Raw genomic sequence first — 26,389 nt, 5'->3', positions numbered from 1 at the left:
TCTAAAAATGAATACTGCCCCCAAAAAACAAGTCGCCGTCAGTTTTCTCGGTACAGTATTGGATAGCGGTTTCGGTCAAGGGCGTTGGTTGAAATGGCGGCCGAATATCGCCATGAATCAGCGTCAGGATTTTCATCTTGACCGCATGGAGCTGTTTTATGCGGAGAAATACCGCGAGCTGGCGGATCATGTAAAAGCCGATATTCAGCAGGTATCGCCGCACACAGTCGTCAATCTCGTACCTATGGAGCTGGCAAACCCATGGGATTTCTCCGAGGTTTATACCAAACTGCACGATTGGGCGGCGGGCTATCCATTTGATACAGAAGAAGAAACCTATCTCACCCACATCACCACAGGTACACACGTTGCCCAAATCTGTCTGTTTTTATTGGTGGAATCGCGTCAAATCCCCGGCGTACTGTTACAAACCGCTCCGCCCAAAAATCAAAGACGCAGCATGGAGGACGGCAATGTCGGCAGTTATGAAATCATCGATTTAGACTTGGCTCGTTACGATGTGCTGGCCGAACGCCTCGCTGCCGTGCGCGATGACGCGGTGCGCTACCTGAAAAGCGGTATTTCCACCCAAAACTCCGCCTTTAACCGCATGATTGCCGAAATCGAACAAGTCGCGCTCCATTCTCCGTCGCCGATTCTGCTCTCCGGCCCTACCGGCGCGGGCAAATCGATGCTGGCGCGTAGGATTTTTGAATTGAAAAAAGCACGCCATCTGATTAAAGGCACATTTGTCGATGTAAACTGCGCCACCCTTCGCGGCGACGGCGCAGCATCTGCCCTGTTCGGCCACAAAAAAGGCGCCTTTACCGGCGCGGCGGAAAAGCGTGAAGGCTATTTGAAAACCGCCGACGGCGGCGTGCTGTTTTTGGACGAAATCGGTGAATTGGGCTTAGACGAGCAAGCCATGTTGCTCAAAGCCATTGAAGAAAAACACTTTTATCCCGTCGGCAGCGACAGCGAAGTCAAAAGCGACTTCCAACTCATCGCCGGCACCAACCGCGACCTACGTCATGAAATCCGCGCCGGACGCTTCCGCGAAGACCTGTTCGCCCGCATCAACATCTGGAATTACCCACTACCCGCACTCGCCAACCGTCGCGAAGACATCGAACCCAACGTCGAACACCAGCTTGCCCTAGCCTCGCAAGAACTCGGCCGAACCACCCGCTTCAACAAAGAAGCCCTGGCCGCCTACCTCGACTTCGCCCACTCCAACCAAGCACCATGGCGCGGCAACTTCCGCGACCTTGCCGCCAGCATCATGCGCCTGGCCACGCTCGCACCACAAGGCAGGATACAGGTAGAACAAGTCCAAGCCGAAATCGAACGCCTAAAATGGTTATGGTCGGAAGAACCCTTTTCAGACGGCCTCTTACATAACAGGCCGTCTGAAAAAGCACAAGACTACCCCGATAAAATCAATTGGGACACATTGGATTTGTTCGACAAACTGCAACTGCAACACGTCATCGACGAATGCCGCAAACATCCCAACATGGCTGCTGCCGGCCGTGCATTGTTCAACGTCTCCCGAACAGAAAGGGCAAAAGTCAATGACAGCGACCGATTGAGGAAATATTTACAGCGATTTGGATTGGAATGGGGGGATATTTAAATAGAGTGGGTAAGATAGCTCATTTTAATCGCATCATTTTTCATCATTTATAAAAAATAAAAGGCATCAATCCGATGCCTTTTATTTTCGTTAACATGAAAAATTAACGTTCATACCAACGTTTGATCGATTCACAAATCACTTCTTTGGTTTACTTCAAAAATGCCGCATGATAGGCAATATGCTCACCAATAAAACTGGCGATGAAGTAATAGCTATGATCGTAGCCTTTATGGAAGCGCACATCGACCGGTTGGTTTGCCGCACGGCAGGTTTCGATAAAATCTTCGGTACGCAATTGTGTTGGCAAAAACTCATCTTCCAAGCCCTGATCAATGCGCATACCCTGCACTTTATAGCCTTGTTGGATGAGTGAGCTGGCATCATATTGCTGCCATTTTTCACGATCTTCCCCTAAATAGGCAGAAAAGGCTTTTTCTCCCCAAGGCACAAGGCTTGGCGACAAAATCGGTGAAAAGGCAGAGACACTTTGATAACGTTCTCGATTTCGTAGTGCCAATACCAATGCGCCATGTCCGCCCATTGAATGCCCCATAATGGAACGTTTGCCGTTGGTAGGAAATTTTTCCTCAATCAGACGGGGCAACTCATTCAAAATATAATCATACATTTGATAATTCATCGCCCAAGGTTGCTCGGTCGCATTCAAATAAAAGCCTGCACCTTGCCCTAAATCGTAAGCCGCATCGTTCGGCACTTGCTCTCCGCGAGGGCTGGTATCGGGGGCAACCACAATCACTTGATGTTCTGCCGCGTAACGCTGAAAGCCTGATTTAGTAATGAAATTTTGTTCCGTACAAGTTAACCCGGAAAGCCAATAAATCACGCCAAGCGGTCGATTTTCCGGATTATTTGGCAAATAGACTGCAAATTTCATTTCGCATTGCAGCGTTTGGGCATGATGTGCCCAAACTTGTTGCGAACCGCCGAAAATTTGATGTTGTTCAATCAGTTTCATCTCGGGCCTTAGTAATGAATAACAGCGCGGATCGATTTACCTTCGTGCATTAAATCAAAGGCTTCATTGATTTGATCGAGTGTCAGTGTGTGGGTTACAAATGGTTCTAACTCGATATCGCCTTTCATTGAATCTTCGACCATTTTCGGAAGTTCAGAGCGGCCTTTCACGCCACCAAATGCCGAGCCTTTCCAAACACGACCTGTTACCAACTGGAACGGACGAGTTGAAATTTCTTGTCCTATACCTGCTACGCCGATGATAATGGATTGTCCCCAACCACGGTGTGCACTTTCTAATGCCTGACGCATTACGTTTACATTGCCGATACATTCAAAGGTGTGGTCAATACCCCATTTATTGATGTCTAACAACACATCTTTGATCGGTTTATCGTAATCGTTCGGGTTTAAACAGTCAGTTGCACCGAAGTGTTTTGCCAACTCGAATTTTGCGGGATTGGTATCAATGGCGATAATGCGACCCGCTTTGGCTTGACGCGCACCTTGCACCACAGCCAAACCAATCGCCCCCAAGCCAAACACCGCCACAGAGTCGCCTTCTTGCACTTTTGCCGTATTATGTACCGCGCCAATACCTGTGGTAACGCCGCAGCCGAGCAAACATACTTGTTCGTGGTTGGCTTCGGGGTTGATTTTCGCCAATGAAACTTCCGCAACAACAGAGTATTCACTGAAAGTCGAACAGCCCATATAGTGATAGATCGGCTGACCTTGATAAGAAAAACGCGTTGTGCCGTCCGGCATTAAGCCTTTACCTTGCGTCTCACGTACCGCAACGCATAAGTTGGTTTTACCTGAACGGCAAAACTCACATTCTCCACATTCAGCGGTGTAAAGAGGAATGACGTGATCACCCGGTTTTACACTTACCACACCTTCGCCCACTGCAACGACCACACCCGCACCTTCGTGTCCAAGCACCGCAGGGAATACGCCTTCAGGATCGCTTCCTGATAACGTAAACGCATCAGTATGGCATACGCCCGTGTGAGTATTGCGGATTAACACCTCGCCTTTACGCGGCATTTCTACATCGATTTCCACAATTTGTAAGGGTTGATTTGGCGCGAATGCTACCGCCGCACGCGATTTGATGGTTGAATTGGTTTGTTTCGTTTCCATTATTTTTGCCTTTTAATTCATTAATAAAGTTATCTAGCCTAAGAAAGATAACCACAGTTTATACTTTGGAACCCACCCTGAAGCAAGCATTTTTGCAATTTTAGCCCCGGCGGTAGCATGATCGGCTGAAGGGCTGGCAGGCAATTTTCTGTACACCAAATACCCGAGCAAACTGCGCCGCTATTTCCCCAACATTGACCAAATGGCTTTGCAAGGTTTGCCAATGTTTGTAAGGCAAGAGATTGCCGAGTTTGTCTTGGGCTGAATGGGCGTAGTAAATGAGGGATTTCATATTGAAATTCTAAAAAATTCAAATTGATATAAATGCAATGATAATATGTTATCAAATTTAATATGTAAATAGAAAAATGCCGTCTGAAACTTTTTCAGACGGCATTGTTATTGATTAACCTTTATAACTTGCTTCTAATATCCTCTACTGCTTTCACTAATGCTTCAGAAAGCGAGGGATCAAAAGAAGAGTGGCCTGCTTGGACAATTCTCAATTCTGTTTCAGGGAAGGCTTGCGAGAGTTCCCACGCGCTTTGCATCGGGGTGCACAGGTCGTAGCGGCCTTGGACGATGATGGTTGGGATATGGCGGATTTTGTCGATGTTTGCCAAGATGGCTTTATCACCCTGTAGCCAGCCTTCGTTCACGAAATAATGGTTTTCCATTCTTGCGATGGCAAGGGAGGCTTGCGGGTCTTCATCCACGTCTTTTGGTTCAAACTGAATAAGGTAGCTTTCCCAATCTGCCCATGATTTGGCTGCTTTGAGGCGCGTGGCTTCATCTTCGCTGAACAGCATTTCATGGTAGGCTTTGATTAGGGTTTTGCGTTTGTTTTCGGCTACGGGAGCAATGAATTTTTGCCATTGAGCCGGATAAATTTGGCTGACGCCGCCTGCTTCGTTCAGCCATGCCATTTCAGACGGCCTGCACAGGAAAATACCGCGCAAAACTAAGCCGCTGACGCGATCGGGATGGGTTTCGGCATAAGTCAGCGACAAGGTGCTGCCCCATGAGCCGCCGAAGACTAACCATTTTTGAATGCCAAGCATTTCGCGTACTTTTTCAATATCGGCAACCAAATCCCATGTGGTGTTGTCTTCGATACACGCATACGGTTTGGAACGTCCGCAGCCGCGTTGGTCGATGATGACGATGCGGAAATGTTCTGGATTGAAAAAGCCGCGGCAGGCCGGTGATGCGCCTGCTCCGGGGCCGCCATGCAGGAAAATCACGGGGTGGCCATCAGGATTGCCTGATTCCTCCCAGTAGATTTCGTGAATGTCGGATACGCGTAAAAGACCGCTATTTCGTGGTTCTTGAATCGGATGCATGAGCTTTCTCCTTTGTCTGATGAATATATTTAATTGTAACACTTTACCTGCTGATTTTTCAGACGGCCTACATAGGTTTAGCGCCACAAATGGCGTAAAATGCCACTTTTTGACAGGATTTTTTTATGACTGACAACAAACAAACCCATGCTGCACCCGAAGGACAACTTTTATTGCGTACGGTAGCCATGCCGCGCGATACCAATCCTAATCAGGACATCTTCGGTGGCTGGATTATGTCGCAAATGGATTTAGGCGGCGGTATTTTGGCGGCAGAAATCGCACAGGGACGAATTGTAACCGTAGCCGTTCAAGAAATGAATTTCATCAGACCGGTAAAGGTCGGCAACGTCGTATGCTGCTATGGTCATTGCGTCCGTGTCGGCAATACTTCTTTGCAACTGAAAATCGAAGTGTGGGTGAAGACTTTGATGAACGATATGGTAACGGAAGACCGCCAACTGGTTACCGAAGCCGTATTCACTTACGTCGCTATCGATGCACAAGGCAATCCGCGCCCTATTCCACGCGAAGGCAATGCAAAGCTGGCTCATTTGTCAGTTTAAGAAACCAAAACCAGGCCGTCTGAAATTTCAATGTTCAGACGGCCTTTTTTTAATATGGAGACAAAATGTAATAATATTTCTTTTGAGCTAAAGCAAGGCGAAGTATCTGTTTTTTAGGTTTAATTCAGGCTGATTGATAAGACAAAGACCGTACACCGGCTCCCTATAACACTACTCTACCGCGACAGTTTGTACCACCTTTAAAACAACGTTTCCTCCTCAACCCACTTTAAGGAACATCATGGCTTCGCGCGATTTATACCCACAGGAAATTTTACAAGTTGTTCTCGACAAAAGCTGCGCCAAAGCACAATCCAGCATCCCCACACTGGCAATTTTGAGCATTTTGGCCGGCGGATACATCGGCTTCGGTTATCTTGCCTATTTAAAAGTAGTCAGCGGCATTCCGCACGAATGGGGCGGTGTCGCGACTTTACTTGGCGCCGCCGTATTCCCCATCGCCTTGATTTGTATCCTGCTTGGCGGCGGCGAGCTGGTAACCAGCAACATGATGATTATGTCTTTAGGCAGGTTGGCCGGACGGATTTCCTCTAAAATGCTGCTGCGAAACTGGGTTATCGTCTGCATGGGCAATTTGGTAGGCACGCTGGCGATGGCATTTTTTCTCGGACACTATGTCGGCATGACCGAAGGCAGCGTGGCAGAAAAAACCATTGCTGTGGCGGAAGCAAAAGTCCATATGGATTTCGGCCGTGCTTTCGTATCGGCAGTCGCATGTAACTGGATGGTCTGCATGGGCGCGTGGCTGCACTTTGCCGCTAAAAACACAACCGGACGAATGCTGGCCATTTGGTTCCCCGTTATGATTTTCGTATTAAACGGCTTCCAACACCTTGTCGCCAATATGTTCGTTATCCCGGCCGGCATTTTGGCAGGCGCAAACATCACATGGGGGCAGTTTTTCTTCAACATGATTCCCGTATTCCTGGGCAATGTCGTCGGTGGCGCATCCTTTGTCGGCGCATCGTATCTTTATACTTATAAAGACACGCTGAAAAATAGTGCCGAATAGACCTGCTTTAGAAACAACAAAACCTGCTTTTTTAAGCAGGTTTTTCGTTATTTTTCAGACGGCCTTTACTACACAAAATCATCATACTGCTCCACAAGGTTGCAAGATTTTTTTCAGCCTAATAGCCTATACCGAAGTGAGCAATCTGAGACCTTTGCAAAAATAGTCTGTTAACGAAATTTGACGCATAAAAATGCGCCAAAAAATTTTCAATTGCCTAAAACCTTCCTAATATTGAACAAAAATTAGAAAAAATCAGAAAAGTTTTGTATTTTGAAAATGAGATTGAGCATAAAATTTTAGTAACCTATGTTATTGCAAAGGTCTCAATCTATATTGAAACTTAAAGAGTAAAAACAAAAAGGACTTAACCGGAAAAACAGGTTAAGTCCTTAAAATCTTTTGGTCGGAGTGAAAGGATTCGAACCTTCGACCCCTTGCACCCCATGCAAGTGCGCTACCAGACTGCGCCACACTCCGACTCGATAAGCCATGAATTTTAGTTTCAAATACTGATTTTGACAAGTGTTTTTTAGAAAGGGAAATTTACTCGTTTGAAAATATTTGAATTATTGTAAGCAAAAAAAGCCGTCTGAAATCGTTCAGACGGCCAGTACAAATTAAACATTGTAGCCGTGTAAAAACTGCACTTTACCATCATTCCATTTAACTAAATGATCGCCACTTCCTGCTAATTTTTCAGCACCCAATCCACTTTCTCCTAGCACTATTTCAGATGCTTTAGCATTAACTACACTAAAAGAAATACGGGTTGGGATATTTGCACGTAACCTCTGCGAGAAACTCTCACTATTTGGAGTTTGAGTAGACAACAACAGAAAAATTCCTGCAGAACGAGCTTTTTCTGCGAGTTGGCAAAGTAAATTCTCCACTTCTTTATTTTTACTCAATAGGTTGGCAACTTCGTCAACTACAACAACAACATAACGCGGCGATACTTGACCTGTCGGCAATTCTGCAATATTTTTTTTGCCCTGCGCTTGCAATAAATCGTTACGCCTTTCAACCTCATCGACCAATTCACGCAACACACTATCCATTTCATTACTGTCTGTAACGATGCTGCCACCGTAAATATTGGAATATGTTTGCATAAAATCTTGATATTCCGTCTTTTTAGGATCGAGGATGGCAACTTGTATCTGTTCCGGAGGGTTGAGTTTTAGCAAGCTGTGTAACAGACTGTGTACAAACACGGATTTGCCTGAGCCTGTTTTCCCTGCGACAAAACTGTGTACAGCAGCAGCAAGATCAGCAAATACGGGGTTGCCTGTTTCATCCACACCAATCAATACTGGTAATTTAAAAGATTTGTTTAAATTCTGATATTGGGATAAAGCCGACTGAAATTCATTTTGGGCAAATTGTTGCCAAGTATGTTCAGGACGAAGTAATTTAATCTGCCAAGCATGTGGCAAGCCTGAATGTTGTTCCGTACGAACCTCACTACTATCAGCCTTAATCCCCATTGCAGAACAAAATTTGTCGTGCAACTTATCCCAATCTACATAGTCTGCAAATTGGATAAGATAACTGTCATATCGAACGCCTGTACCCAAAAATGCAACACTCTTTACACCTTTACCAATACTCTGTAAAGCAGCAACAATTTTTCCCCCTGTTTCTTGGTTAATAGAGGGAGCATCTTCCAAATCTATACCGCTTAAATTATTATTTTTATCTTGTACGCCGTATGAATATGTTGAACTATTTCCAATACCGGCATTTTTCACAGCAAGTTCTACCAATTCGTTTAAAAATGCTTTCCGTGCTTCTAAGTCGGTTTCCTGGCATTCTTTGTTCTTACGCCACCGTTTTTCTAATTCGACCGCACCCGTATGCCAAAGTGTATGAATCAAAGTATATAAATCATCTTTGGTAACTTTTTTTTCGGGATTCAACTTAAACAGAGTTTCGCTGAGTAATACAAGCCAAAGCCTCGCGTAATCTTGAAAACAGGTTTGGAAAGACGGGATTTCCGTCCCTCCTGAAGAGCTTGGTGCGGGAATCAGTTTTTCAGGATTTTCTGTCAGCTTTTTGGCAAAGCAATAACCAATACATAACATTGCCCAATCGAAATTATTATCAAGAACTGGCAATGCGCCTGCATCACTTAATCGCTGGCGGATTTCTTTGGCTTCCTTACTTGAAATAATCCGCTTTTCACTCATCAGCGTATGGAAAAAATCAGTATCCCATTGTTCCTGATTATTTAATTGATACATTTCCCCCTCCTTTATTCAAAATAAACATCCGCACTAATCGTCGAACGCGCACCCGCACTATCCAATGATTCTGCTTTAACTAAATAAGTACGGCTGATATATGGCTCGAGACGGTTATATACTTCGGGTGTAATTTCAGTATCTTGAGATAGCAAAATGACCTGCTGTTCTAATCCGCTCCAATGCTTGAACAAGCCTTCTCGGTGTCCTTCATCCAAGCGTGCCAGTGGGGTGTCGATGATAAACGGTGCACGGTAACGGGTAACTTCTGCCATTGCGGATACTAAGGACATAATCAAAATCTGCATTTGCCCTGCTGATAAGTCAACACGTGATTCGTAACCGTCTTTGCCAAACAAACCCATTCTGCCATTGGTCTCGATACGAATTCGGTCAATACGGTCGTCATGTGCAATTTCCCGGTTTATCCGTGTTGCTGCATCACCAACTTCTTTGACTTTCTGTTTCATAAGTTCTTCAGTCAGACGGATGATAACTTTTTCAACTTCTCCAGCACGCTTAGACTTCAATAAGCGAGGATTGCTGTCACTAATTTTATCTTGCAGAGTTTTGACTTCGTTTTCTAGTCTTTGTCTGATTTTTTCCTGATTGGTGACATTACCGTTTAGATAACCTATCTGACTTTGTGCATTATCTGCTTCTTGATTGGCGATTTTCAACTGTTCGACCAGTTCGTCGTTATTAGTCCCTTTCAATAGTTCAAGTTCAGCTTGAACTTTTTTTCTTTCGTTTTCTTTTCTTTCCATTTCTTCCAACAAATTGCCGATTTGAGTTTGCGGCATACCACCCAATCTGCCAATTTCGTTTTGGATTTCGGCATGGGCGTTTACAGAAAGATAGTTATGGCGTATGGTGTCGGCACAGTTTTTCGGAAGCGGGTAGAACAGTTTTTCCCAGCAGTCTTCAACCGCTTCTTTCAATAATGGTTCACTAAAAATGGTTTTTGCTAACGGACCGATGGCTTGTTTAACTTTATCGCTTTCAACAAATGTTTCCCAAAAATCGTTTACCTTATCCTTGGTTTGATTTTTTGCCGCCTCATGATTCAAGCGGTTGTTCTCCAGTTCCAATACGACTTGTAAGGTTTTGAGCTGTTCACGCGGTAAAAAGGCAAGCGGCATGGCCTTGACGGCATCTTTGACTTTTTTATCAAACTCTGCCATCTCTTTTTCCAGTGCAGCACGTCTATCAAGCAAATCTTGAGAAGTACGAATGTCGCTGCCGCCACCTAATTGCAACATCAGACGGTCGCGCTCTGCTGCCCAATATTCCCATTTTTCTTTGACCGCAGACAATTCTTCATTCATAATGGATAGGGTATTCTCTGCCGTTTTTAATGAATTTTCGGCATTATCCAAATCCTGTCTCATTTTCAGCGAAGTATTCTCGGAAATGCAGGCATTTTTGTATTTCTTCAGGCTCTCTTGCAGGCTAACTAATAAGGTAACGCCCAGCAAACCTTTCAATGCGGAGTTCAGCCATAGACCTGTTCCACTTTGCTGCGCCGTCTGAACAATTTTTTCACCATCAAAAAAGAAAAATGGTGCGTAATCGATAGGTAAAGCGTAGGCGTTTAGATACTGCCCAATTTCTTCGCTGTCAATATGTTTACTGACTCCGTCAACAAGCAGTTCACATCGAGATTCACTGTCAGCAGGCCTTAATTTTTTCTCGTGATCAAAAGACCAATTACGTCGGATTTTAAAACCATATTGTTTCCCCTGATAATTTTGGCGGATTTCAATTTCCAAACTCATGGAATACTGCCCATATCGAGTTTCGGCTTTATGATGTAAAGCAGATTTCAAAAAATCTGCATAATTATTTTCACTACTGTTCAAACCTGCACGTTGCAAGTGTTTGACTGCATCTTTGTCGTAAAGGCACAAATATACAGCTTCTAACAATGTCGTTTTACCATGCCCGTTTTGAGCACCAACCAATACAATATTTTTGCTATCTTCAGGTTCAGGGAAACTGAAAAAAGCATTATCATACGATTTAAAATTTTTAAGTCGGATGGAGTGAATCCACATCGTTATTTCCTCCAATAACGACTGTTGTTAAATACGCTGTCGAAAGTTTCAGTCATACCAGATTTCCGCTGTTTGAATTGACTTTCACGCTCCCATGCAACCAACTCAGCCAAAGCATTGACAGAGACGCCATGTTCTTCGGCAATTCGTTCCATTAAATGAAATGCTGACTCATCGCTCCAAAGCAACAAATCACTAACCTGTTCTCGTGTTTTAGAAGACATTTTCGTTCCTTAGATAGCTTGTTTAAATTAAATATTTGTTTTTAAATAACCTTATTTTTTAACTATGAAGCGCAATTAGGTCATCGGCCCAAATTTGTTTGATCAAATCAATTTCTTCCTGAGTAATCAATTCATTGCCATATTCCACCTGAACTTCCAAAAGCCTATTTAAAATCATCCGTCGCGCTTCCACAGTAAATGGACCTGGAATATGCTTGCCGCTTTTAATAGTCAAAGTTCCATTACGGCGTTCGACTTGGCGGTATTCGGGCTTATTTCTAATGTCAACTAGCCAATCGCGAAAGTCTAAAAGAGGCTGAAACTCGGTTTTACCAACGTCAACAAATCCCTGCAAGCTTTTGTCTTTATTAACAACCGTACAGGTCCAACAGCCAAAGCGACTGGAATTAGTGCCACAACCAGGTGCTTCTTCTTGAGTGAGAACAATAGGACATTCTCCGCCTGCCGCTTCGCGGTACAATCGTATCAAATCATTGTGTGTACCACCCCAAGGTGGACTGTTGGAGGATAAAAATTCCCACACGTCGTCCGTAATAACATTCATGATCGGGCGATAAACAAAAGCATTTGCAAGGCTACTATGTGGGGTTAGATTAGAACCTGCAATATTTTGATAGCTTTCGATACTGGCTTTACGAGTGGATGATTCATCTTTACGCACACCTAAAAGGATAATTGCAGCACCGTTTTCATCAACAGTAGTTTTGATAAACCTGCTAGTAGGTTCAATTTTCAAACGATCAGTACACCAACGCATACTACGGTTAGGTGAAGGATAGCCTTTGCCAATTAGTAAAGTCCAAAAAGTTTTATCTAAATCTGGCTTGGTAACTGTACCCTCAACAGGTAATTTGAGAATCTTTGCTGCATTAAGTATTTTTTTCAGTGAACTGTGCATATGGGATGCGACAAGCGGGCTTTCAACCAAAGTGTCATTGGATACGAAATAGATTTTGCGATTGCGTAGAGAAGGCGGTAATTCCAATAATGCTTCAAACACAAGATGGGCAACCAAAGTGCTATCTTTTCCGCCGGAGAAGGTCACTATCCATGGGTAGGATTGAGACTGATTAAGGTATTCTTCAATAATATTATTCTTGATGGTCTGAAAATCTACAGACTCAACAACTATAGGAACCACAACAGACATGATTTTCTCAAATTTAACAACTGCTATTAATATGTAAATTGACAGTCTAATTTTAACCTACTATATATGCAGATATATATAGTCAATTATTTTCCCAAATATTAAATAAGAAATTAAATCAGAGGCCGTCTGAAATCGTTCAGACGGCCTTTGATTATGCAGTCAAATATCAAGCTTCAACCGGGATAATACCGATTTTGGCCTGCCATTGTTTTGGTGCAATGGCGTGAACCGATTCACCGTTGCTGTCCACTGCAACGGTTACCGGCATGTCTTTGACTTCAAATTCGTAAATCGCTTCCATGCCCAATTCTGGGAACGCCAAAACTTTAGATGCTTTAATGGCTTTGGCAACCAAATATGCCGCGCCGCCGACAGCCATCAGGTAAACGGCTTTGTTATCGGCAATGGCTTGGCAAGTTGCTGCACCGCGTTCGGATTTGCCGATCATACCCAAGAGGCCGGTTTGTTCCAGCATTTGACGGGTAAATTTATCCATACGGGTGGAAGTAGTCGGACCTGCCGGGCCAACAACTTCGTCGCGGACTGGATCAACCGGGCCAACGTAGTAAATCAGTTTGTTGGTGAAATCTACCGGCAACTCTTCGCCTTTATTGAGCATGTCAACCAGACGTTTGTGCGCGGCATCGCGGCCGGTGAGGATTTTGCCGTTCAGCAACAATACGTCGCCGGTTTTCCATGTAGCCACTTCTTCTTTGGTCAGATTGTTGACGTCGACACGTTTGCCGTTGTCAGGACTGTAAGTCAGATCCGGCCAGTCTTCCAAAGACGGGGCTTCCAGTTTGGCCGGGCCTGAGCCGTCCAATTCAAATTCGATGTGGCGGGTAGCCGCGCAGTTTGGAATCATGGCAATCGGTTTGGAAGCCGCGTGGGTTGGGTAGTCAAGGATTTTGACATCCAACACGGTGCTCAAGCCGCCCAGACCTTGTGCGCCGATGCCCAAGGCATTTACTTTTTTGTAGAGTTCCAAGCGCAGGGCTTCGGTGGTAGACAATTCTGCACCGGAATCGGCTTTTTCTTTGAGCTCCTGAATATCGATATGGCTCATCAGACTTTCTTTGGCCATCAACACTGCTTTTTCAGGCGTACCGCCGATGCCGATACCCAAGATGCCCGGAGGACACCAGCCTGCACCCATTTGAGGAACGGTTTTCAATACCCAATCAACGATACTGTCTGATGGGTTGAGCATGGCCACTTTGGTTTTATTTTCAGAACCACCGCCTTTGGCCGCGCAAGTAACCTCGACTTTGTCACCTTTCACGATTTCCATGTGTACAACGGCGGGGGTGTTGTCTTTGGTATTTTGACGTTTGCCAGCCGGGTCGGCCAATACGGAGGCGCGCAGTTTGTTGTCAGGATAGGTATATGCACGGCGTACGCCTTCGTTGACCATTTCCTGTACGCTCATCTCGGCATCCCACTGTACATCCATGCCCACTTTCAAGAATACGGTCGCAATACCGGTATCCTGACAAATCGGACGATGGCCTTCGGCACACATACGGCTATTGACCAAAATCTGCGCCATCGCATCTTTGGCGGCAGGGTTCTCTTCTTTTTGGTAAGCCTTGTATAAAGCCTGAATGTAATCTTTAGGATGGTAGTAGCTGATGAATTGGAAAGCGTCGAAAATACTTTGGATAAAGTCTTCTTGCTTGATGACGGTCATGATTGTGTTCCTTTTCGGGGGTCATGGTAGGAAGGGTTTGTTTATTTTTTAAGAGACCGATTTTTCAGACGGCCTTCAATAGCGTAATAGTGCTTTCAAATGAATAATCCAGACAATATCATTTTCATACTTCATTGATTTAATTAGAATTTAATAACATATTAAATCACTTGGTTATTGATAATCCATATCTAATGGCAATTCACTTACATAGAAATAAAACTACATTATTATTAAACGATAACCTTATTGCCAGGCCGTCTGAAATATTTGCCCTGCACATCTGATTAAAAAATTTAGTAGCCTGTATTTAAAAGAGAACCATCCCCATTTCAGACGGCCATTTTATTTTTTAATACGATACACAATTGTAAAATTTATGTCATTCCCTCCCTCAACCTTCTTGACGGATGTCAAACTTATTTAATTTTCTGAAATTTTATAACAGCCTTTTCGTTTGTTTACAAAATTAATATTATCTAATATATACAATAAGTTATATATTAAACCTTAAGATATAATAATGATTTCTACTAGCAAATATTAGATTATTTTTGCAAATATACTGAAAAGGTAATTTTCTTTTACCTTTAAAATCAAATATAAATAATTAATTTGCCTAAATAATAGGCATATTTTGTTTACAATCTTCTCCTTAAGCAATACCAATTCCTCCCTATCATCAAATTCAACAAATTCTGATACACTTCGCCTTATATAGATAAACATTGATTTTAAAAGAATTTCCGAGTAAATCACTTGGATATTTTCCTCATACGTAATAAATGTAATAAAAATACAATTAACCAAATTATCCACTATTCCAACTTCCAATTTCACAGGAACAAATCATGAGTGAAAATTTGTTAACCCTGACCATAGACGGCCACGAAGTCAAAGCTTCCGCCGATTCGTCAATCATCCAAGCCTATGCACGTTCAGGCAATGCGATTACTGCCAACGTCGGCTGCATGGGTCAAGGCGTATGCGGTTCCTGCCGCTGTATGATTCGTAAAGAAGGCGAGCGCGAAGTAACTACTGCACTGGCGTGTGAAACCAAAGTCGAAGAAGGGATGCAGGTCAGCTTCTTGGACTACTTTATTCCGGAGCATATCCAATATTACGACGTAAGCGAGATTGGCGACGGCTGGAACTGGTTGGACGATACCGCCAAAGCCTTCCCCGAAGCGCAAAACTGTCGTCATTGCGGCGGCTGCAACCGCGCCTGTCCTAAAGGTTTGCAAGTGGAAAACGGCGTAGCGCAGGTAGTTTCCGGCGATTTTGGCGCGGCTGCGCTGACCTTCGACCAATGCGTGATGTGCAACCTCTGCACCCTTTCCTGCCCAGAACACATCCGTCCGAACCACTTAGGCCTGTTCGCCCGCCGTATGAAAGCGGCGCGTACGTTGCGCCCAGTGGATTTGATGCGCCGCCTGCGCGAAATCGACAGCGGCAAAATGAAAGTCGAATTTGAAGAGGAGGCACTGTGATGGCTAAAAAAATCCAAGGCATAGACTACGAAACCGCCCTAGCCAATCTGCGTGCGTCCTCATTGGAACTGCGTGGCGATTTACCTGAAAAAAACGAATTGCTGAGCCAATTTCACCCTGACTATCAGGCCGATGCACGTGTGAAACTGCCTATCGGCCCGAACCAAGGCGATTACTGCCACCCTGACCTAGCCAAACTCTTAATCAGTCAGCCTCTGATTGACGACTATGATTTGTCGGGTGCAGAACACTTAAACACCGACGTCTTGGTGATCGGCGGCGGCGGTGCAGGTGCGGCGGCGGCATTGTCTGCGACTGAAGCCGGCGCACGCGTCATCATGGCAAACAAGCTACGTATCGGCGACAGCAATACCGTGATGGCCGAAGGCGGCATTCAGGCAGCAGTCGGCGCGGAAGACAGCCTGCAGCAACACTTTGACGACACCATCAAAGGCGGCCACAACGCAGGCAAGAAAGAATTGGTGGCGCAAATGGTTACCGACGCGCCGTCCGCCATCCGCTGGCTGATTGGCTTGGGCATGACTTTTGACCTTGCCAAAGGCGCGGACAGCAACGGCATGTTGAGCCGCAAACGTGCAGGCGGTACGACCGTGCCGCGTATTTTGAGCTACCGCGACTTTACCGGCCTCGAAATGATGCGCGTACTGCGCGAGGCGGTCGAACTCGACGAAAACATCACACAGCTCAACCGCCACCCCGCCATCGAATTATTATCAGACGAACACGGCCGCTGCGTCGGCGCGATTTTGTACGATTTGGAAAAACGCTCCTTGGTATTGGTTCACGCCAAAGCCGTGGTATTGGCAACCGGCGGCAGCGGACGGCTGCATTTGCAAGGTTTCGCCACATCCAACCACTATGGCGCGACTGCAGACGGCCTGGTGATGGCTTACCGCATCGGCGCGAAACTGCGCGATGTCGATTCTTTCCAATACCACCCGACCGGCGTCGCCCATCCGCCACACTTGGCAGGTGCGCTGATTTCCGAAGCCGTGCGCTCCGCAGGTACCAAACTGGTCAACGGTTTGGGCGAGCGTTTCGTTGACGAATTGCAGCCGCGCGACGTCGTTGCTGCCGCCATCCTGCGCGAGTGTCGCGAAGGCCGCGGCGTGGTGCGCGACGGTCAAGTCGGCGTGTTCCTCGACACCCCGCGCCTGATTGCCAACGACCCCGATGTATTGAACCGTTTGGTAACACTCGGCCACGTCGCCCACAAATGCGGCATCGACCCTGCTGTTGAGCCGATGATGATTCATCCGACCCTGCACTATCAAAACGGCGGCGTCGAAATCAACGGCGACGGCGCGACCTGTGTCGAAGGCCTCTATTGCGCCGGCGAAGTAACCGGTGGTATCCACGGCCGCAACCGCCTAATGGGCAACGCGCTTCTGGACATCATCAGCTTCGGCCGCCGTGCCGGTAAAGCCGCGGCAAATTGCGGCCTGCCGCTGAAAAAAGTACGCGGCGGTGTCGGACACGTCCACGACCTGCAACGCGAAATGACCCGTGCCGGTCTGACCAGCGACATCAAAGCCCCCGTTTTATATCCCGACTACGGCAAATTCGATTTGCGCGAACATGCCGGTTTGCAGGAGCAACAATCATGAATCAAGCCAATCAAAACTTACTGCATCCTTCTCGCCAAGTCGGCGCAGATTTAGCCGCATGGCGTAAAGTTGGCGGCGGCGAAGGCCTGTTGGCGGCGCTTGCCGATCCTCAAAGCATTGTTTCCAAACTGCAAGAAGCCAATCTTTGCGGTATGGGCGGCGCAGGTTTCCCGACCTGGCGCAAATGGGAGGCGGCCGTTGCCGCCCAAAGCAAAAATGGCGACAAATACGTCGTCTGCAATGCCAACGAAGACGAACCGGGCACATTCAAAGACCGCGTTTTGCTGGCAAAAACGCCGCACCAAGTTATCGAAGGCGTCCTGATTGCCGCTGTTGCCTGCCGCGCCAACAAAGCGATTTTGTACATCAACCCGCATCAAACCGAATCCATCGCTTCCATCACACCGGCCATCGAGCAATGGAAAAACAGCGATTTGTTTATCCGCATCGAAAACTACTTGGGCAAACCTTTGGATTTGCAGCTGGTTGAAACTTCGGGCCGTTATATCGGCGGCGAAGAAACCGCTGTCATTTCATGGTTGGAAGGCGGTTTCCCCTTCCCTCGCCGCAAACCGCCTTTCCCAGCCGAAAGCGGTGTCAACGGTGAACCGACCCTAATTAACAACACCGAAACCTTCGCCAATATTCCGCAAATCCTTGCCAAAGGTGCGGAATGGTACAAATCGCTGGGTTTAGGCGATGCCGCAGGTACGAAACTCTACTCGCTCTCCGGCGACGTATTGAATCCTGGCCTGTACGAGCTGCCGATGGGTACAACGCTGAAATCACTGATTTTCGATCACGGCGGCGGTATGCTTGAAGGCCGCACGTTTAAAGCCGTCTTCACCGGCGGTCCGTCAAACACGCTTCTGACCGCCAAAGATTTGGATGTGCCATTGGACTTCGTTTCCGTGCGCGAACGCAAATCCAGCCTCGGTACGGGTGCGATGATTGTGATTTCCGAAGGTACGAGTGTGGTGCGTAAAGTCTCTGAATATGTGGAGTTTTTTGCTGCCAACTCATGCGGACAATGCCCGCCGTGCAAAGGCGGCACGTTCCAACTTTCCCGCCTGCTCAACCGCGTGGACACCGGCATCGGCACTTCAGACGACCTGCGCGCCTTGCAAAGCCTGTGCCAACTGCTGCCCCGAAGCGGCCGTTGCGGTTTGATTGACGGCGCGGTAACGGTTCTGCAAAGCTCGCTGCGTACCTTCCCCGAAGAGTACGGCCTGCCGGCAGAACAGGAGTAAATCGGTATTGTTTTCAGACGGCCTGTTGCTGTAAAGGCCGTCTGAAAAACGATACCCGCCCCCCTTTCTCTTCTTTCCAAGATAGAAAAGAAACCCATTAAGAAAAATACCTTCCGAACCTACCAAAATACGTTCAGACGGCCTTAAAAGCAACATTCAGGCCGTCTGAAAACCGATTTCCCAATTCTTTAATCCTCAAATTAGGAGATTCAACATGGGCTTCAAGCCAATTCCTGCTGCGGTCGCACTTGTGCTGACGCTGCTTATCTGGTTCGTTATCCCCGTTCCTCAAGGCGTATCGCCTGACGCATGGCATCTTTTGGCATTGTTCGTCGGCATCATCGCCGGCATCATCGGCAAAGCCATGCCTATCGGCGCAATGGCGATTTTGGGCATTACCTTGGTTGCACTGACCGGCGTGACCAACGAAAAAGCCGCCGATGCAACCAAAGACGCTTTGAGCAGCCTCAACAACTCGCTCATCTGGATGATCGGTATCGCCATCATCATCTCGCGCGGCCTGTTGAAAACCGGCTTGGGTATGCGTATCGGCTACCTCTTGATTTCCCTCTTCGGCAAACGTACACTGGGCGTTGGTTACAGCTTGGCGCTGGCCGACTTGGTCATCGGTCCGGTAACGCCGAGTAATACTGCGCGCGGCGGTGCCATCGTGCATCCGATTATGAAATCCATTGCCTTGAGCTTCGACTCCGACCCAGAAAAAGGGACGGAAGGCAAAATCGGTAAATACCTTTCACTGGTCAACTTCCACTCCAATGTAATTACCTGTCTGATTTTTATCACCGCCACCGCACCTAATCCGCTGGTGGTCGAATTGGTTGCCAAAGCCACCAATTCGCAAATCCAACTCTCTTGGGGTACTTGGTTCTTGGCAATGGTCGTACCCGGCCTGATTGCTATGCTGCTGATGCCGCTGGTGCTGTATTTCCTGTATCCGCCTGAAATCAAACAAACCCCTAACGCCACTGCATTGGCAAAAGAGCATTTGGCTGCCATGGGGCCGATGAAGCGTGAAGAAAAAATCATGCTGGGTATTTTCTTAGTTCTGCTGCTGTTGTGGGCGGGTATTCCAGAAATGCTGTTCGGCGTGAAAGTGGACGCTACCGCCACCACCTTCCTCGGCTTGAGCTTGTGCCTGTTGACCGGCGTACTGACTTGGGACGACGCGCTGAAAGAAAAAAGCGCGTGGGATACCATCGTCTGGTTTGCGGCCTTGGTCATGATGGCTAACTTCCTCAACAAACTGGGCCTCATCAGCTGGTTGTCCGACTCCATGCAAAGCGGTATCGCCCACATGGGCTTGGGTTGGGAAGCTGGTTGCGCCCTGTTGATGTTGGCCTACCTCTACGCCCACTACGTTTTCGCCAGCGGTACGGCACACGTTACCGCTATGTTCGGTGCATTCTACGGCGCAGGCTTGGCCTTGGGCGCACCACCGATGCTGTTTGCCCTGATTATGGCAGCCGCTACCGGCATCATGATGTCGCTGACCCACTACGCCACCGGTTCCGCACCTGTCATTTACGGCTCAAACTACGTCAACATGACCGAATGGTGGAAAGCCGGCTTCATCATGAGCGTGGTCGAAATCCTGATTTTCAGCACTGTCGGCATCTTGTGGTGGAAAGCCTTAGGCTATTGGTAATCCTTTAGCCGATTGAAAAATCAGGCCGCCTGAAACTCCAATTTCAGACGGCCTTTTGTTACAATTTCACTTTTACCGAACACAATCAATTACCGTGAAAATACTCATTCTCGGCAGCGGCCAAGTCGGCTCGACCGTCGCCCAAAACCTCGCCTCCGTTCCCAGCAACGACGTCACTATTATCGACATCGACGAAAAAGCGCTCAACCGCATCAGCAGCCGCCTCGATGTCCAAACCATCGTCGGCAACGGCGCATCGCCCTTTACCCTCGAACAGGCAGGCGCGGCGGACTCCGACCTCCTGCTTGCCCTGACACGCAGCGACGAAACCAACATTGTCGCCTCCAAAATCGCCGCCGACCTATTCAACATCCCCAGCCGCATCGCACGCGTGCGCTCAAGTGAATACCTCGAATATCCGGTTGCCGGCAGCGACAACCCCGAAGAAGGCAGCCTCAACATCTTCGGCATTACCGAAACCATCAGCCCCGAACAACTGGTTACCGAACAACTCGTCGGCCTGCTCAACTACACCAGCTCATTGCAGGTACTCAGTTTTGCCAACGATAAAGTGCGCATGGTGATTGTTCAAGCCCGCAAAGGCGGTTTACTGATCGGCCGTGAAATTGCCGACATTAACCAACACCTGCTCGAAGGCGTGGACTGCCAAATCTGCGCCATCTACCGCAACAACCGCCTGATCGTCCCCACCCCGCAAACCGTCATCATCGAAGGCGATGAAGTCCTGTTTGCCGCCGACATCAACAGCGTTGAAGCCATCATGCGCGAATTGCGTCCGAAAGAAGCGCGTACCCGCCGCATCATGATCGCCGGCGGCGGCAACATCGGCTACCGCCTCGCCAAGCAGCTCGAATCCAAATACGACATCAAAATCATCGAATACAAACCCCACCGTGCCGAATGGCTGGCCGAAAATCTGGACAACACCCTCGTCCTGCAAGGTTCCGCTACTGATGAAACCCTGCTGGACGAAGAATACATCGACGAAATCGACGTCTTCTGCGCGCTGACCAACGACGACGAAAACAACATCATGTCCAGCCTGTTGGCGAAAAACCTTGGTGCCAAACGCGTAATCACCATCGTCAACCGCTCAAGTTACGTCGATTTGCTCGAAGGCAACAAAATCGATATTGTTGTTTCCCCCCATCTGATTACCATCGGCTCCATCCTCGCCCACATCCGCCGAGGCGACATCGTTGCCGTCCACCCTCTGCGCCGCGGCACGGCCGAAGCCATCGAAGTGGTGGTACATGGCGACAAAAACACTTCCGCCATCGTCGGCCGCCGCATCAGCGGCATCAAATGGCCGAGCGACTGCTACATCGCCGCCATCGTCCGCGGCGCAACCGGCGAAGTCATCATGGGACACCACACCGAAACCATCCTCCAAGACGGCGACCACATTATCTTCTTCGTCTCACGCCGCCGCGTCCTGCCGGAGTTGGAAAAACTCATTCAAGTCAAAATGGGCTTTTTCGGTTAAGCTCAAAATCCGTTTGCTTGAAGCCATAAAAAGGCCGTCTGAAAACCTTTTCAGACGGCCTTTATTCTTGTTTCATTTACGCTTTGGCAACACTGTTTTTACGGCCAAACCAAACGAAACCAATCACGCCCAATATAATCATCGGCACGCTCAACCATTGACCCATGGATAAGCCCAAAGTCAATAGGCCGAGATAGTCGTCAGGCTGACGGGCAAATTCGGCGATGAAGCGGAACAATCCGTAACCGCCCAAGAACAATGCTGCCGTTTGTCCGGCCGGACGTGGTTTTTTCGAGAAAATCCAAACAATGACAAACAGGCAAATGCCTTCAAGGGCAAACTGGTAAAGTTGAGACGGATGGCGCGGCAGCATGCCGTATTGTTGCAGCCATTCGGCCCACAAAGGATTGTGCGCCGCAGCTTCCGCATCTTCGTAACGCGCTTGCGGGAAACCCATCGCCCAGAAAGCATTGAGTTCGGTCACACGTCCCCAAAGTTCGCCGTTGATAAAGTTGCCGATACGGCCGGAAGCCAAACCCAGCGGTACGAGCGGCGCAACGGTATCCATCAGCTTCAAGATACTGATGTTGTGTTTACGGCCAAACAGCCACATGGCAACGACCACGCCCAAGAAGCCGCCGTGAAACGACATGCCGCCTTCCCACACTTTGAAAATATCCAACGGGTTGGCCAGATAGTCGGAAAATTTATAAAACAAAACGTAGCCGATACGGCCGCCCAAGATGACGCCCAAGATACCCCAAGTCAGGAAATCGTCGAGTGTTTCTTTGGTAAACACAGAATTGCCCTGTGCGATACGGCGGCGGCCCAAAATCGTAAACAGGATAAAGCCGACAATATAGCTCAAGGCATACCAACGGATGGCAAGCGGGCCGATGCTGATCAGCACCGGATCAAACTGGGGATGTATCATCATAATGTGTGTTCCTTATCTCAAAGGCCGTCTGAAAGCCTGAACTTTCAGACGGCCTGTATGCAGTGTTAGGCGGTTTAACGCAAATCGCCAACCACATTCAAAATAGCAGACAACATGGCCTCGCCCAAGCGCAGCGAGCGTTGGCCGTTCCAGCCGAAATCGTCGTCCGGCAGGTTGGCATTGTCTTTAAACGGCATTTCCAAAGTATAGGCAAGGCAGTTGAAATGATTGCCGACCCAGTTGGTCGCCAAAGTCATGTTTGCCTGACCCGGCGCATCTTTGTCATAGCCGTAATCGTCTTGGAAATCGGGGCTGGCATTGAGCAGCGCAAGTTTGAATTGGTCTTCCAAGGCTTCAATGCGCTCGTTGTAGTTCGGCACGCCTTCGGTACCGGCCACAAAGACAAACGGCAGACCTTCATCGCCGTGAATATCCAAGAACAAATCCACGCCGGTTTCCATCATTTTTTCGCGGACGGTAAAAACTTCGGGGCTTCGCTCCAAAGTCGGGTTTTCCCATTCGCGGTTGAGGTTGGCGCCGGCGGCATTGGTGCGCAGGTTGCCCAATACCGAGCCGTCCGGATTCATATTCGGCACAATGTAGAAAGTCGCACGGTCAAGCAGCATGCGCGCAGTCGGATCTTGCGGATCGAGCAGACGGCCCAGCAAACCTTCGACAAACCATTCCGCCATGGTTTCGCCCGGATGCTGACGGGCGATAATCCAGACTTTCATGTCGCTTTCGACTTGGTTGCCGATGGTCAGAAGATTGATGTCGCGGCCTTGAACGGTGCTGCCCAAGTCATCGATACGGCACAAACCGCTGCCCTGCGCATCACCCAAAAGGTTCAAATGCTGCTCGTTGGAATAAGGCTCGAAATAGGCATAGTAAACGCTGTTGGACAAAGGCGTATGGTTGATGGTCAACACGCCGTTTTCATAGCTGGTCGGCACGCGGAACCAATTTTGGCGGTCGTAAGAAGCGCAAGCCTGATAGTCCTCCCAGCCCAAAGGATACGCAGCGTCCGCCGCATTTTCAAAATGCATCACGCAGTTTTGATAGGCCGCACCCTGCAAACGGAAGTAAAACCATTGGGCAAACTCCGAAGCATTGTCGGGACGCAGGGCGAGGCGGATATCGGCAGGGTTGCTCAAATCTTTGACAACGACCGAACCGGCATCGAATTGGGTGCTGATTTTCATCATGGGTATCCTTAGTAATCGGCAAAGAGGCCGAAGCAAACCGTCATTTTACCGTTTGCATGAGGCTGGTTTCAACCATTTAACTGATTTAACAGGATTTCAAGCGCTTGGAAATATTGTTTCAGACGGCCTTTGGGATTAAGATAAAGGCCGAAATCATGAAACAAGGTTGAAACCATGACTCAGCAACAATCTGTCTCCTCTGCGATCAAAGCGCGCGTCCTTGCCGAATCTTTACCTTATATCCGCCGTTTTTCCGGCTCCATCATCGTCATCAAATACGGCGGCAACGCCATGACCGAGTCGGCCTTAAAAGAAGGCTTCGCACGCGATGTCGTCCTGCTCAAACTGATCGGCCTGCATCCCGTCATCGTTCACGGCGGCGGCCCACAAATCAATGAAATGCTGGAAAAAGTCGGCAAAAAAGGAGAATTTGTTCAAGGCATGCGCGTCACCGACAGCGAAACCATGGACATCGTAGAAATGGTTTTGGGCGGACACGTCAATAAAGAAATCGTTTCCATGATTACCTCCTTCGGTGGTCGCGCCGTCGGCATTACCGGCCGGGACAACCACTTTATCAAAGCGGAAAAACTCCTGATCGACACGCCCGAGCAAAAAGGCGTGGACATCGGCCAAGTCGGCACAGTGGCCGACATCGATACCCGTTTGGTGGAAGGCTTGGTCGAGCGCGGCTGCATTCCGGTCATCGCACCCATCGGCGTAGGCCAAAACGGCGAAGCGTTCAACATCAATGCCGACTTGGTTGCCGGCAAACTGGCGGAAAAACTTCAAGCCGAAAAACTGCTGATGATGACCAACATCCCCGGCGTACTGGATAAAGAAGGCAAATTATTGACCACCCTGACGCCAAGCCGCATTGACGAACTGATTGAAGACGGTACGCTGTACGGCGGCATGCTGCCTAAAATTGCCTCCGCCGTCGAAGCCGCCAAAAGCGGCGTCAAAGCCACGCACATCATAGACGGCCGCGTTCCCAACGCCCTGCTCTTGGAAGTGCTGACCGATGACGGCGTAGGTTCGATGATTTTGGGCGAAGGCTAATCTGGTTTTCAGACGGCCTTATGCCTGATTTAATCAGCTTTTCACCCTAAAAAGGGTAAAAAATGTTACACTATACGACTTATGTTTGTTTGAGCGATATTGACGTGAAACAAACTTACAGTCGGTTTCATACCGACTTCGATGCCATACCTGGCAAAGACGGTATAATGTCTGCATCCATCAGACTTTGGCAATCATCCTTAAGGCCGTCTGAAGCGTAACAAAGCTACTTTTCTTTTACCATCCTATTTGGAGATATTCATGAGCGCAATCGTTGATATTTTTGCACGCGAAATCTTAGACTCTCGCGGCAACCCTACTGTAGAGTGTGACGTATTGTTGGAATCCGGCGTCATGGGCCGTGCAGCCGTACCAAGCGGCGCATCAACCGGTCAAAAAGAAGCTTTGGAACTGCGTGACGGCGACAAATCCCGTTACTTGGGCAAAGGCGTATTGAAAGCCGTTGACCACGTCAACAACCAAATCGCGCAAGCCCTCATCGGTATCGATGCCAACGAACAATCTTATATCGACCAAATCATGATCGAATTGGACGGTACTGAAAACAAAGGCAACTTGGGTGCCAACGCTACTTTGGCTGTTTCTATGGCCGTAGCACGCGCGGCCGCTGAAGATGCAGGCCTGCCTCTGTATCGTTACTTGGGCGGCGCAGGCCCAATGGCTCTGCCGGTTCCGATGATGAACGTAATCAACGGCGGCGAACACGCCAACAACAGCCTGAACATCCAAGAATTCATGATCATGCCTGTCGGCGCAAAATCTTTCCGCGAAGCTCTGCGTTGCGGCGCCGAAATCTTCCACGCACTGAAAAAACTGTGTGACGGCAAAGGCTTCCCAACTACCGTTGGCGACGAAGGCGGTTTCGCACCTAACCTGAACAGCCACAAAGAAGCCCTGCAACTGATCGTCGAAGCAACTGAAGCCGCAGGCTACAAAGCAGGCGAAGACGTATTGTTCGCCCTGGACTGCGCATCCAGCGAGTTCTACAAAGACGGCAAATACCACTTGGAAGCCGAAGGCCGCTCTTACACCAGCGCAGAATTTGCCGAATACCTGGAAGGCCTGGTTAACGAATTCCCAATCATTTCCATCGAAGACGGCATGGACGAAAACGACTGGGAAGGCTGGAAACTGCTGACCGAAAAATTGGGCAAAAAAGTTCAATTGGTCGGCGACGACTTGTTCGTAACCAATCCAAAAATCTTGGCTGAAGGCATCGAAAAAGGCGTGGCAAACGCATTGCTGGTTAAAGTCAACCAAATCGGTACCTTGAGCGAAACCCTGCAAGCCGTCGACTTGGCCAAACGCAACCGCTACGCCAGCGTAATGAGCCACCGTTCCGGTGAAACCGAAGACAGCACCATTGCCGACTTGGCCGTTGCCACCAACTGCATGCAAATCAAAACCGGCTCCCTGTCCCGTTCTGACCGCATGGCGAAATATAACCAATTGTTGCGCATCGAAGAAGAATTGGCCGAAGCCGCCTACTACCCTGGCAAAGCCGCATTCTACCAATTGGGCAAATAAGCA

21 protein-coding genes and 1 tRNA gene are annotated in these 26,389 nt (G+C 48.2%); 10 read left to right on the top strand and 12 right to left on the bottom strand.

Going from position 1 to position 26,389, the window contains the following annotated elements:
* The first annotated feature begins 7 nt into the window (after positions 1-7).
* The gene (rtcR, locus tag HMPREF2661_RS09825) at positions 8-1,636 is read left to right on the top strand and encodes an RNA repair transcriptional activator RtcR (RefSeq protein ID WP_070823565.1); all 1,629 of its coding nucleotides are present in this window, start codon (positions 8-10) and stop codon (positions 1,634-1,636) included.
* A gap of 151 nt (positions 1,637-1,787) precedes the next feature.
* Here the strand turns inward: rtcR and fghA are convergent, their stop codons facing one another.
* From fghA to pip, 4 genes are all read right to left on the bottom strand, one after another.
* On the bottom strand, positions 1,788-2,615 hold the full coding sequence (gene fghA / locus HMPREF2661_RS09820; protein ID WP_049323422.1) for an S-formylglutathione hydrolase: 828 nt from the start codon (positions 2,613-2,615) through the stop codon (positions 1,788-1,790).
* A gap of 8 nt (positions 2,616-2,623) precedes the next feature.
* On the bottom strand, positions 2,624-3,733 hold the full coding sequence (locus HMPREF2661_RS09815) for an S-(hydroxymethyl)glutathione dehydrogenase/class III alcohol dehydrogenase (RefSeq protein ID WP_199900467.1): 1,110 nt from the start codon (positions 3,731-3,733) through the stop codon (positions 2,624-2,626).
* A 127-nt stretch (positions 3,734-3,860) separates the two neighbouring features.
* Positions 3,861-4,052 (bottom strand): hypothetical protein, encoded by a 192-nt coding sequence (locus HMPREF2661_RS11325; protein ID WP_084824332.1) that lies wholly within the window; start codon positions 4,050-4,052, stop codon positions 3,861-3,863.
* A gap of 121 nt (positions 4,053-4,173) precedes the next feature.
* The gene (gene pip, locus HMPREF2661_RS09810; RefSeq protein ID WP_049359796.1) at positions 4,174-5,103 is read right to left on the bottom strand and encodes a prolyl aminopeptidase; all 930 of its coding nucleotides are present in this window, start codon (positions 5,101-5,103) and stop codon (positions 4,174-4,176) included.
* 125 nt (positions 5,104-5,228) lie between these two features.
* Between pip and yciA the strand changes: the two genes are divergently transcribed.
* Together yciA and HMPREF2661_RS09800 are read left to right on the top strand one after the other, a co-directional pair.
* Positions 5,229-5,669, top strand: a complete 441-nt coding sequence (yciA, locus tag HMPREF2661_RS09805; RefSeq protein WP_049359798.1) for an acyl-CoA thioester hydrolase YciA — start codon at positions 5,229-5,231, stop codon at positions 5,667-5,669.
* A gap of 241 nt (positions 5,670-5,910) precedes the next feature.
* Complete coding sequence (locus HMPREF2661_RS09800) at positions 5,911-6,702, top strand: formate/nitrite transporter family protein (RefSeq protein WP_049359800.1); 792 nt, start codon at positions 5,911-5,913, stop codon at positions 6,700-6,702.
* A 403-nt stretch (positions 6,703-7,105) separates the two neighbouring features.
* Here HMPREF2661_RS09800 and HMPREF2661_RS09795 read toward each other — a convergent pair.
* The 6 genes from HMPREF2661_RS09795 to HMPREF2661_RS09770 form a co-directional block, all read right to left on the bottom strand.
* A tRNA-Pro gene (locus tag HMPREF2661_RS09795) sits at positions 7,106-7,182 on the bottom strand.
* Positions 7,183-7,322: 140 nt separating this feature from the next.
* A complete protein-coding gene (locus HMPREF2661_RS09790) occupies positions 7,323-8,948 on the bottom strand; it encodes an FtsK/SpoIIIE domain-containing protein (RefSeq protein WP_049323430.1) in 1,626 nt (541 codons plus the stop codon).
* 11 nt (positions 8,949-8,959) lie between these two features.
* Entirely contained in the window at positions 8,960-11,005 is a 2,046-nt protein-coding gene (locus tag HMPREF2661_RS09785; RefSeq protein WP_070823563.1) for an AAA family ATPase, read from the bottom strand.
* A gap of 2 nt (positions 11,006-11,007) precedes the next feature.
* Complete coding sequence (locus tag HMPREF2661_RS09780; protein WP_049323431.1) at positions 11,008-11,229, bottom strand: DNA modification system-associated small protein; 222 nt, start codon at positions 11,227-11,229, stop codon at positions 11,008-11,010.
* 58 nt (positions 11,230-11,287) lie between these two features.
* Positions 11,288-12,400: a DNA phosphorothioation system sulfurtransferase DndC gene (gene dndC, locus HMPREF2661_RS09775; RefSeq protein WP_049323432.1), complete on the bottom strand. Its 1,113-nt coding sequence runs from the start codon at positions 12,398-12,400 to the stop codon at positions 11,288-11,290.
* A 169-nt stretch (positions 12,401-12,569) separates the two neighbouring features.
* Entirely contained in the window at positions 12,570-14,093 is a 1,524-nt protein-coding gene (locus tag HMPREF2661_RS09770; RefSeq protein WP_049323434.1) for a fumarate hydratase, read from the bottom strand.
* An 851-nt stretch (positions 14,094-14,944) separates the two neighbouring features.
* On the opposite strand from HMPREF2661_RS09770, the gene HMPREF2661_RS09760 reads away from it, so the two are divergent.
* The 5 genes from HMPREF2661_RS09760 (at position 14,945) to trkA (ending at position 21,634) form a co-directional block, all read left to right on the top strand.
* The gene (locus HMPREF2661_RS09760) at positions 14,945-15,583 is read left to right on the top strand and encodes a 2Fe-2S iron-sulfur cluster-binding protein (RefSeq protein WP_003746216.1); all 639 of its coding nucleotides are present in this window, start codon (positions 14,945-14,947) and stop codon (positions 15,581-15,583) included.
* Positions 15,583-17,211, top strand: a complete 1,629-nt coding sequence (locus HMPREF2661_RS09755) for an FAD-binding protein (RefSeq protein WP_049323438.1) — start codon at positions 15,583-15,585, stop codon at positions 17,209-17,211. Before HMPREF2661_RS09760 ends, HMPREF2661_RS09755 begins: the two co-directional genes overlap by 1 nt.
* Positions 17,208-18,461 (top strand): complex I 51 kDa subunit family protein, encoded by a 1,254-nt coding sequence (locus HMPREF2661_RS09750; RefSeq protein ID WP_036491428.1) that lies wholly within the window; start codon positions 17,208-17,210, stop codon positions 18,459-18,461. The genes HMPREF2661_RS09755 and HMPREF2661_RS09750 overlap by 4 nt, the downstream gene beginning before the upstream one ends.
* A 214-nt stretch (positions 18,462-18,675) precedes the next feature.
* A complete protein-coding gene (locus HMPREF2661_RS09745) occupies positions 18,676-20,127 on the top strand; it encodes a DASS family sodium-coupled anion symporter (RefSeq protein ID WP_036491426.1) in 1,452 nt (483 codons plus the stop codon).
* Between the two features lie 94 nt (positions 20,128-20,221).
* Entirely contained in the window at positions 20,222-21,634 is a 1,413-nt protein-coding gene (trkA, locus tag HMPREF2661_RS09740) for a Trk system potassium transporter TrkA (protein ID WP_049323440.1), read from the top strand.
* A 76-nt stretch (positions 21,635-21,710) separates the two neighbouring features.
* Here trkA and lgt read toward each other — a convergent pair whose 3' ends face one another.
* Positions 21,711-22,571, bottom strand: coding sequence for a prolipoprotein diacylglyceryl transferase (gene lgt / locus HMPREF2661_RS09735; RefSeq protein ID WP_070823561.1), 861 nt, complete (start codon positions 22,569-22,571; stop codon positions 21,711-21,713).
* 74 nt (positions 22,572-22,645) lie between these two features.
* Positions 22,646-23,776 carry a M14 family metallopeptidase gene (locus HMPREF2661_RS09730; protein WP_003746205.1) on the bottom strand — a complete coding sequence of 377 codons (1,131 nt, stop codon included), beginning with the start codon at positions 23,774-23,776 and terminating at the stop codon, positions 22,646-22,648.
* Positions 23,777-23,950: 174 nt separating this feature from the next.
* On the opposite strand from HMPREF2661_RS09730, the gene argB reads away from it, so the two are divergent.
* Together argB and eno are read left to right on the top strand one after the other, a co-directional pair.
* Positions 23,951-24,838, top strand: coding sequence for an acetylglutamate kinase (argB, locus tag HMPREF2661_RS09725; RefSeq protein WP_049323441.1), 888 nt, complete (start codon positions 23,951-23,953; stop codon positions 24,836-24,838).
* 261 nt (positions 24,839-25,099) lie between these two features.
* Positions 25,100-26,386 carry a phosphopyruvate hydratase gene (gene eno / locus HMPREF2661_RS09720; RefSeq protein WP_070823558.1) on the top strand — a complete coding sequence of 429 codons (1,287 nt, stop codon included), beginning with the start codon at positions 25,100-25,102 and terminating at the stop codon, positions 26,384-26,386.
* Positions 26,387-26,389: the final 3 nt, after the last annotated feature.

The organism is Neisseria sp. HMSC061B04, from assembly GCF_001836705.1.
Lineage (GTDB): Bacteria > Pseudomonadota > Gammaproteobacteria > Burkholderiales > Neisseriaceae > Neisseria.
Note: the sequence above shows the minus strand (reverse complement) of the source record. Positions and strands in the feature narration are given on the sequence as shown.

Excerpts from the sequence above, each read along its gene's own strand:
- argB (WP_049323441.1), top strand. The coding sequence starts at position 23,951 with ATGACTCAGCAACAATCTGTCTCCTCTGCGATCAAAGCGCGCGTCCTT.
- eno (WP_070823558.1), top strand. The coding sequence starts at position 25,100 with ATGAGCGCAATCGTTGATATTTTTGCACGCGAAATCTTAGACTCTCGC.
- HMPREF2661_RS09745 (WP_036491426.1), top strand. The coding sequence starts at position 18,676 with ATGGGCTTCAAGCCAATTCCTGCTGCGGTCGCACTTGTGCTGACGCTG.
- HMPREF2661_RS09785 (WP_070823563.1), bottom strand. The coding sequence starts at position 11,005 with ATGTGGATTCACTCCATCCGACTTAAAAATTTTAAATCGTATGATAAT.
- HMPREF2661_RS09800 (WP_049359800.1), top strand. The coding sequence starts at position 5,911 with ATGGCTTCGCGCGATTTATACCCACAGGAAATTTTACAAGTTGTTCTC.
- fghA (WP_049323422.1), bottom strand. The coding sequence starts at position 2,615 with ATGAAACTGATTGAACAACATCAAATTTTCGGCGGTTCGCAACAAGTT.
- yciA (WP_049359798.1), top strand. The coding sequence starts at position 5,229 with ATGACTGACAACAAACAAACCCATGCTGCACCCGAAGGACAACTTTTA.
- HMPREF2661_RS09730 (WP_003746205.1), bottom strand. The coding sequence starts at position 23,776 with ATGATGAAAATCAGCACCCAATTCGATGCCGGTTCGGTCGTTGTCAAA.
- pip (WP_049359796.1), bottom strand. The coding sequence starts at position 5,103 with ATGCATCCGATTCAAGAACCACGAAATAGCGGTCTTTTACGCGTATCC.
- HMPREF2661_RS09780 (WP_049323431.1), bottom strand. The coding sequence starts at position 11,229 with ATGTCTTCTAAAACACGAGAACAGGTTAGTGATTTGTTGCTTTGGAGC.
- rtcR (WP_070823565.1), top strand. The coding sequence starts at position 8 with ATGAATACTGCCCCCAAAAAACAAGTCGCCGTCAGTTTTCTCGGTACA.
- HMPREF2661_RS09760 (WP_003746216.1), top strand. The coding sequence starts at position 14,945 with ATGAGTGAAAATTTGTTAACCCTGACCATAGACGGCCACGAAGTCAAA.
- dndC (WP_049323432.1), bottom strand. The coding sequence starts at position 12,400 with ATGTCTGTTGTGGTTCCTATAGTTGTTGAGTCTGTAGATTTTCAGACC.
- HMPREF2661_RS11325 (WP_084824332.1), bottom strand. The coding sequence starts at position 4,052 with ATGAAATCCCTCATTTACTACGCCCATTCAGCCCAAGACAAACTCGGC.
- HMPREF2661_RS09770 (WP_049323434.1), bottom strand. The coding sequence starts at position 14,093 with ATGACCGTCATCAAGCAAGAAGACTTTATCCAAAGTATTTTCGACGCT.
- HMPREF2661_RS09790 (WP_049323430.1), bottom strand. The coding sequence starts at position 8,948 with ATGTATCAATTAAATAATCAGGAACAATGGGATACTGATTTTTTCCAT.
- lgt (WP_070823561.1), bottom strand. The coding sequence starts at position 22,571 with ATGATGATACATCCCCAGTTTGATCCGGTGCTGATCAGCATCGGCCCG.
- HMPREF2661_RS09750 (WP_036491428.1), top strand. The coding sequence starts at position 17,208 with ATGAATCAAGCCAATCAAAACTTACTGCATCCTTCTCGCCAAGTCGGC.
- HMPREF2661_RS09755 (WP_049323438.1), top strand. The coding sequence starts at position 15,583 with ATGGCTAAAAAAATCCAAGGCATAGACTACGAAACCGCCCTAGCCAAT.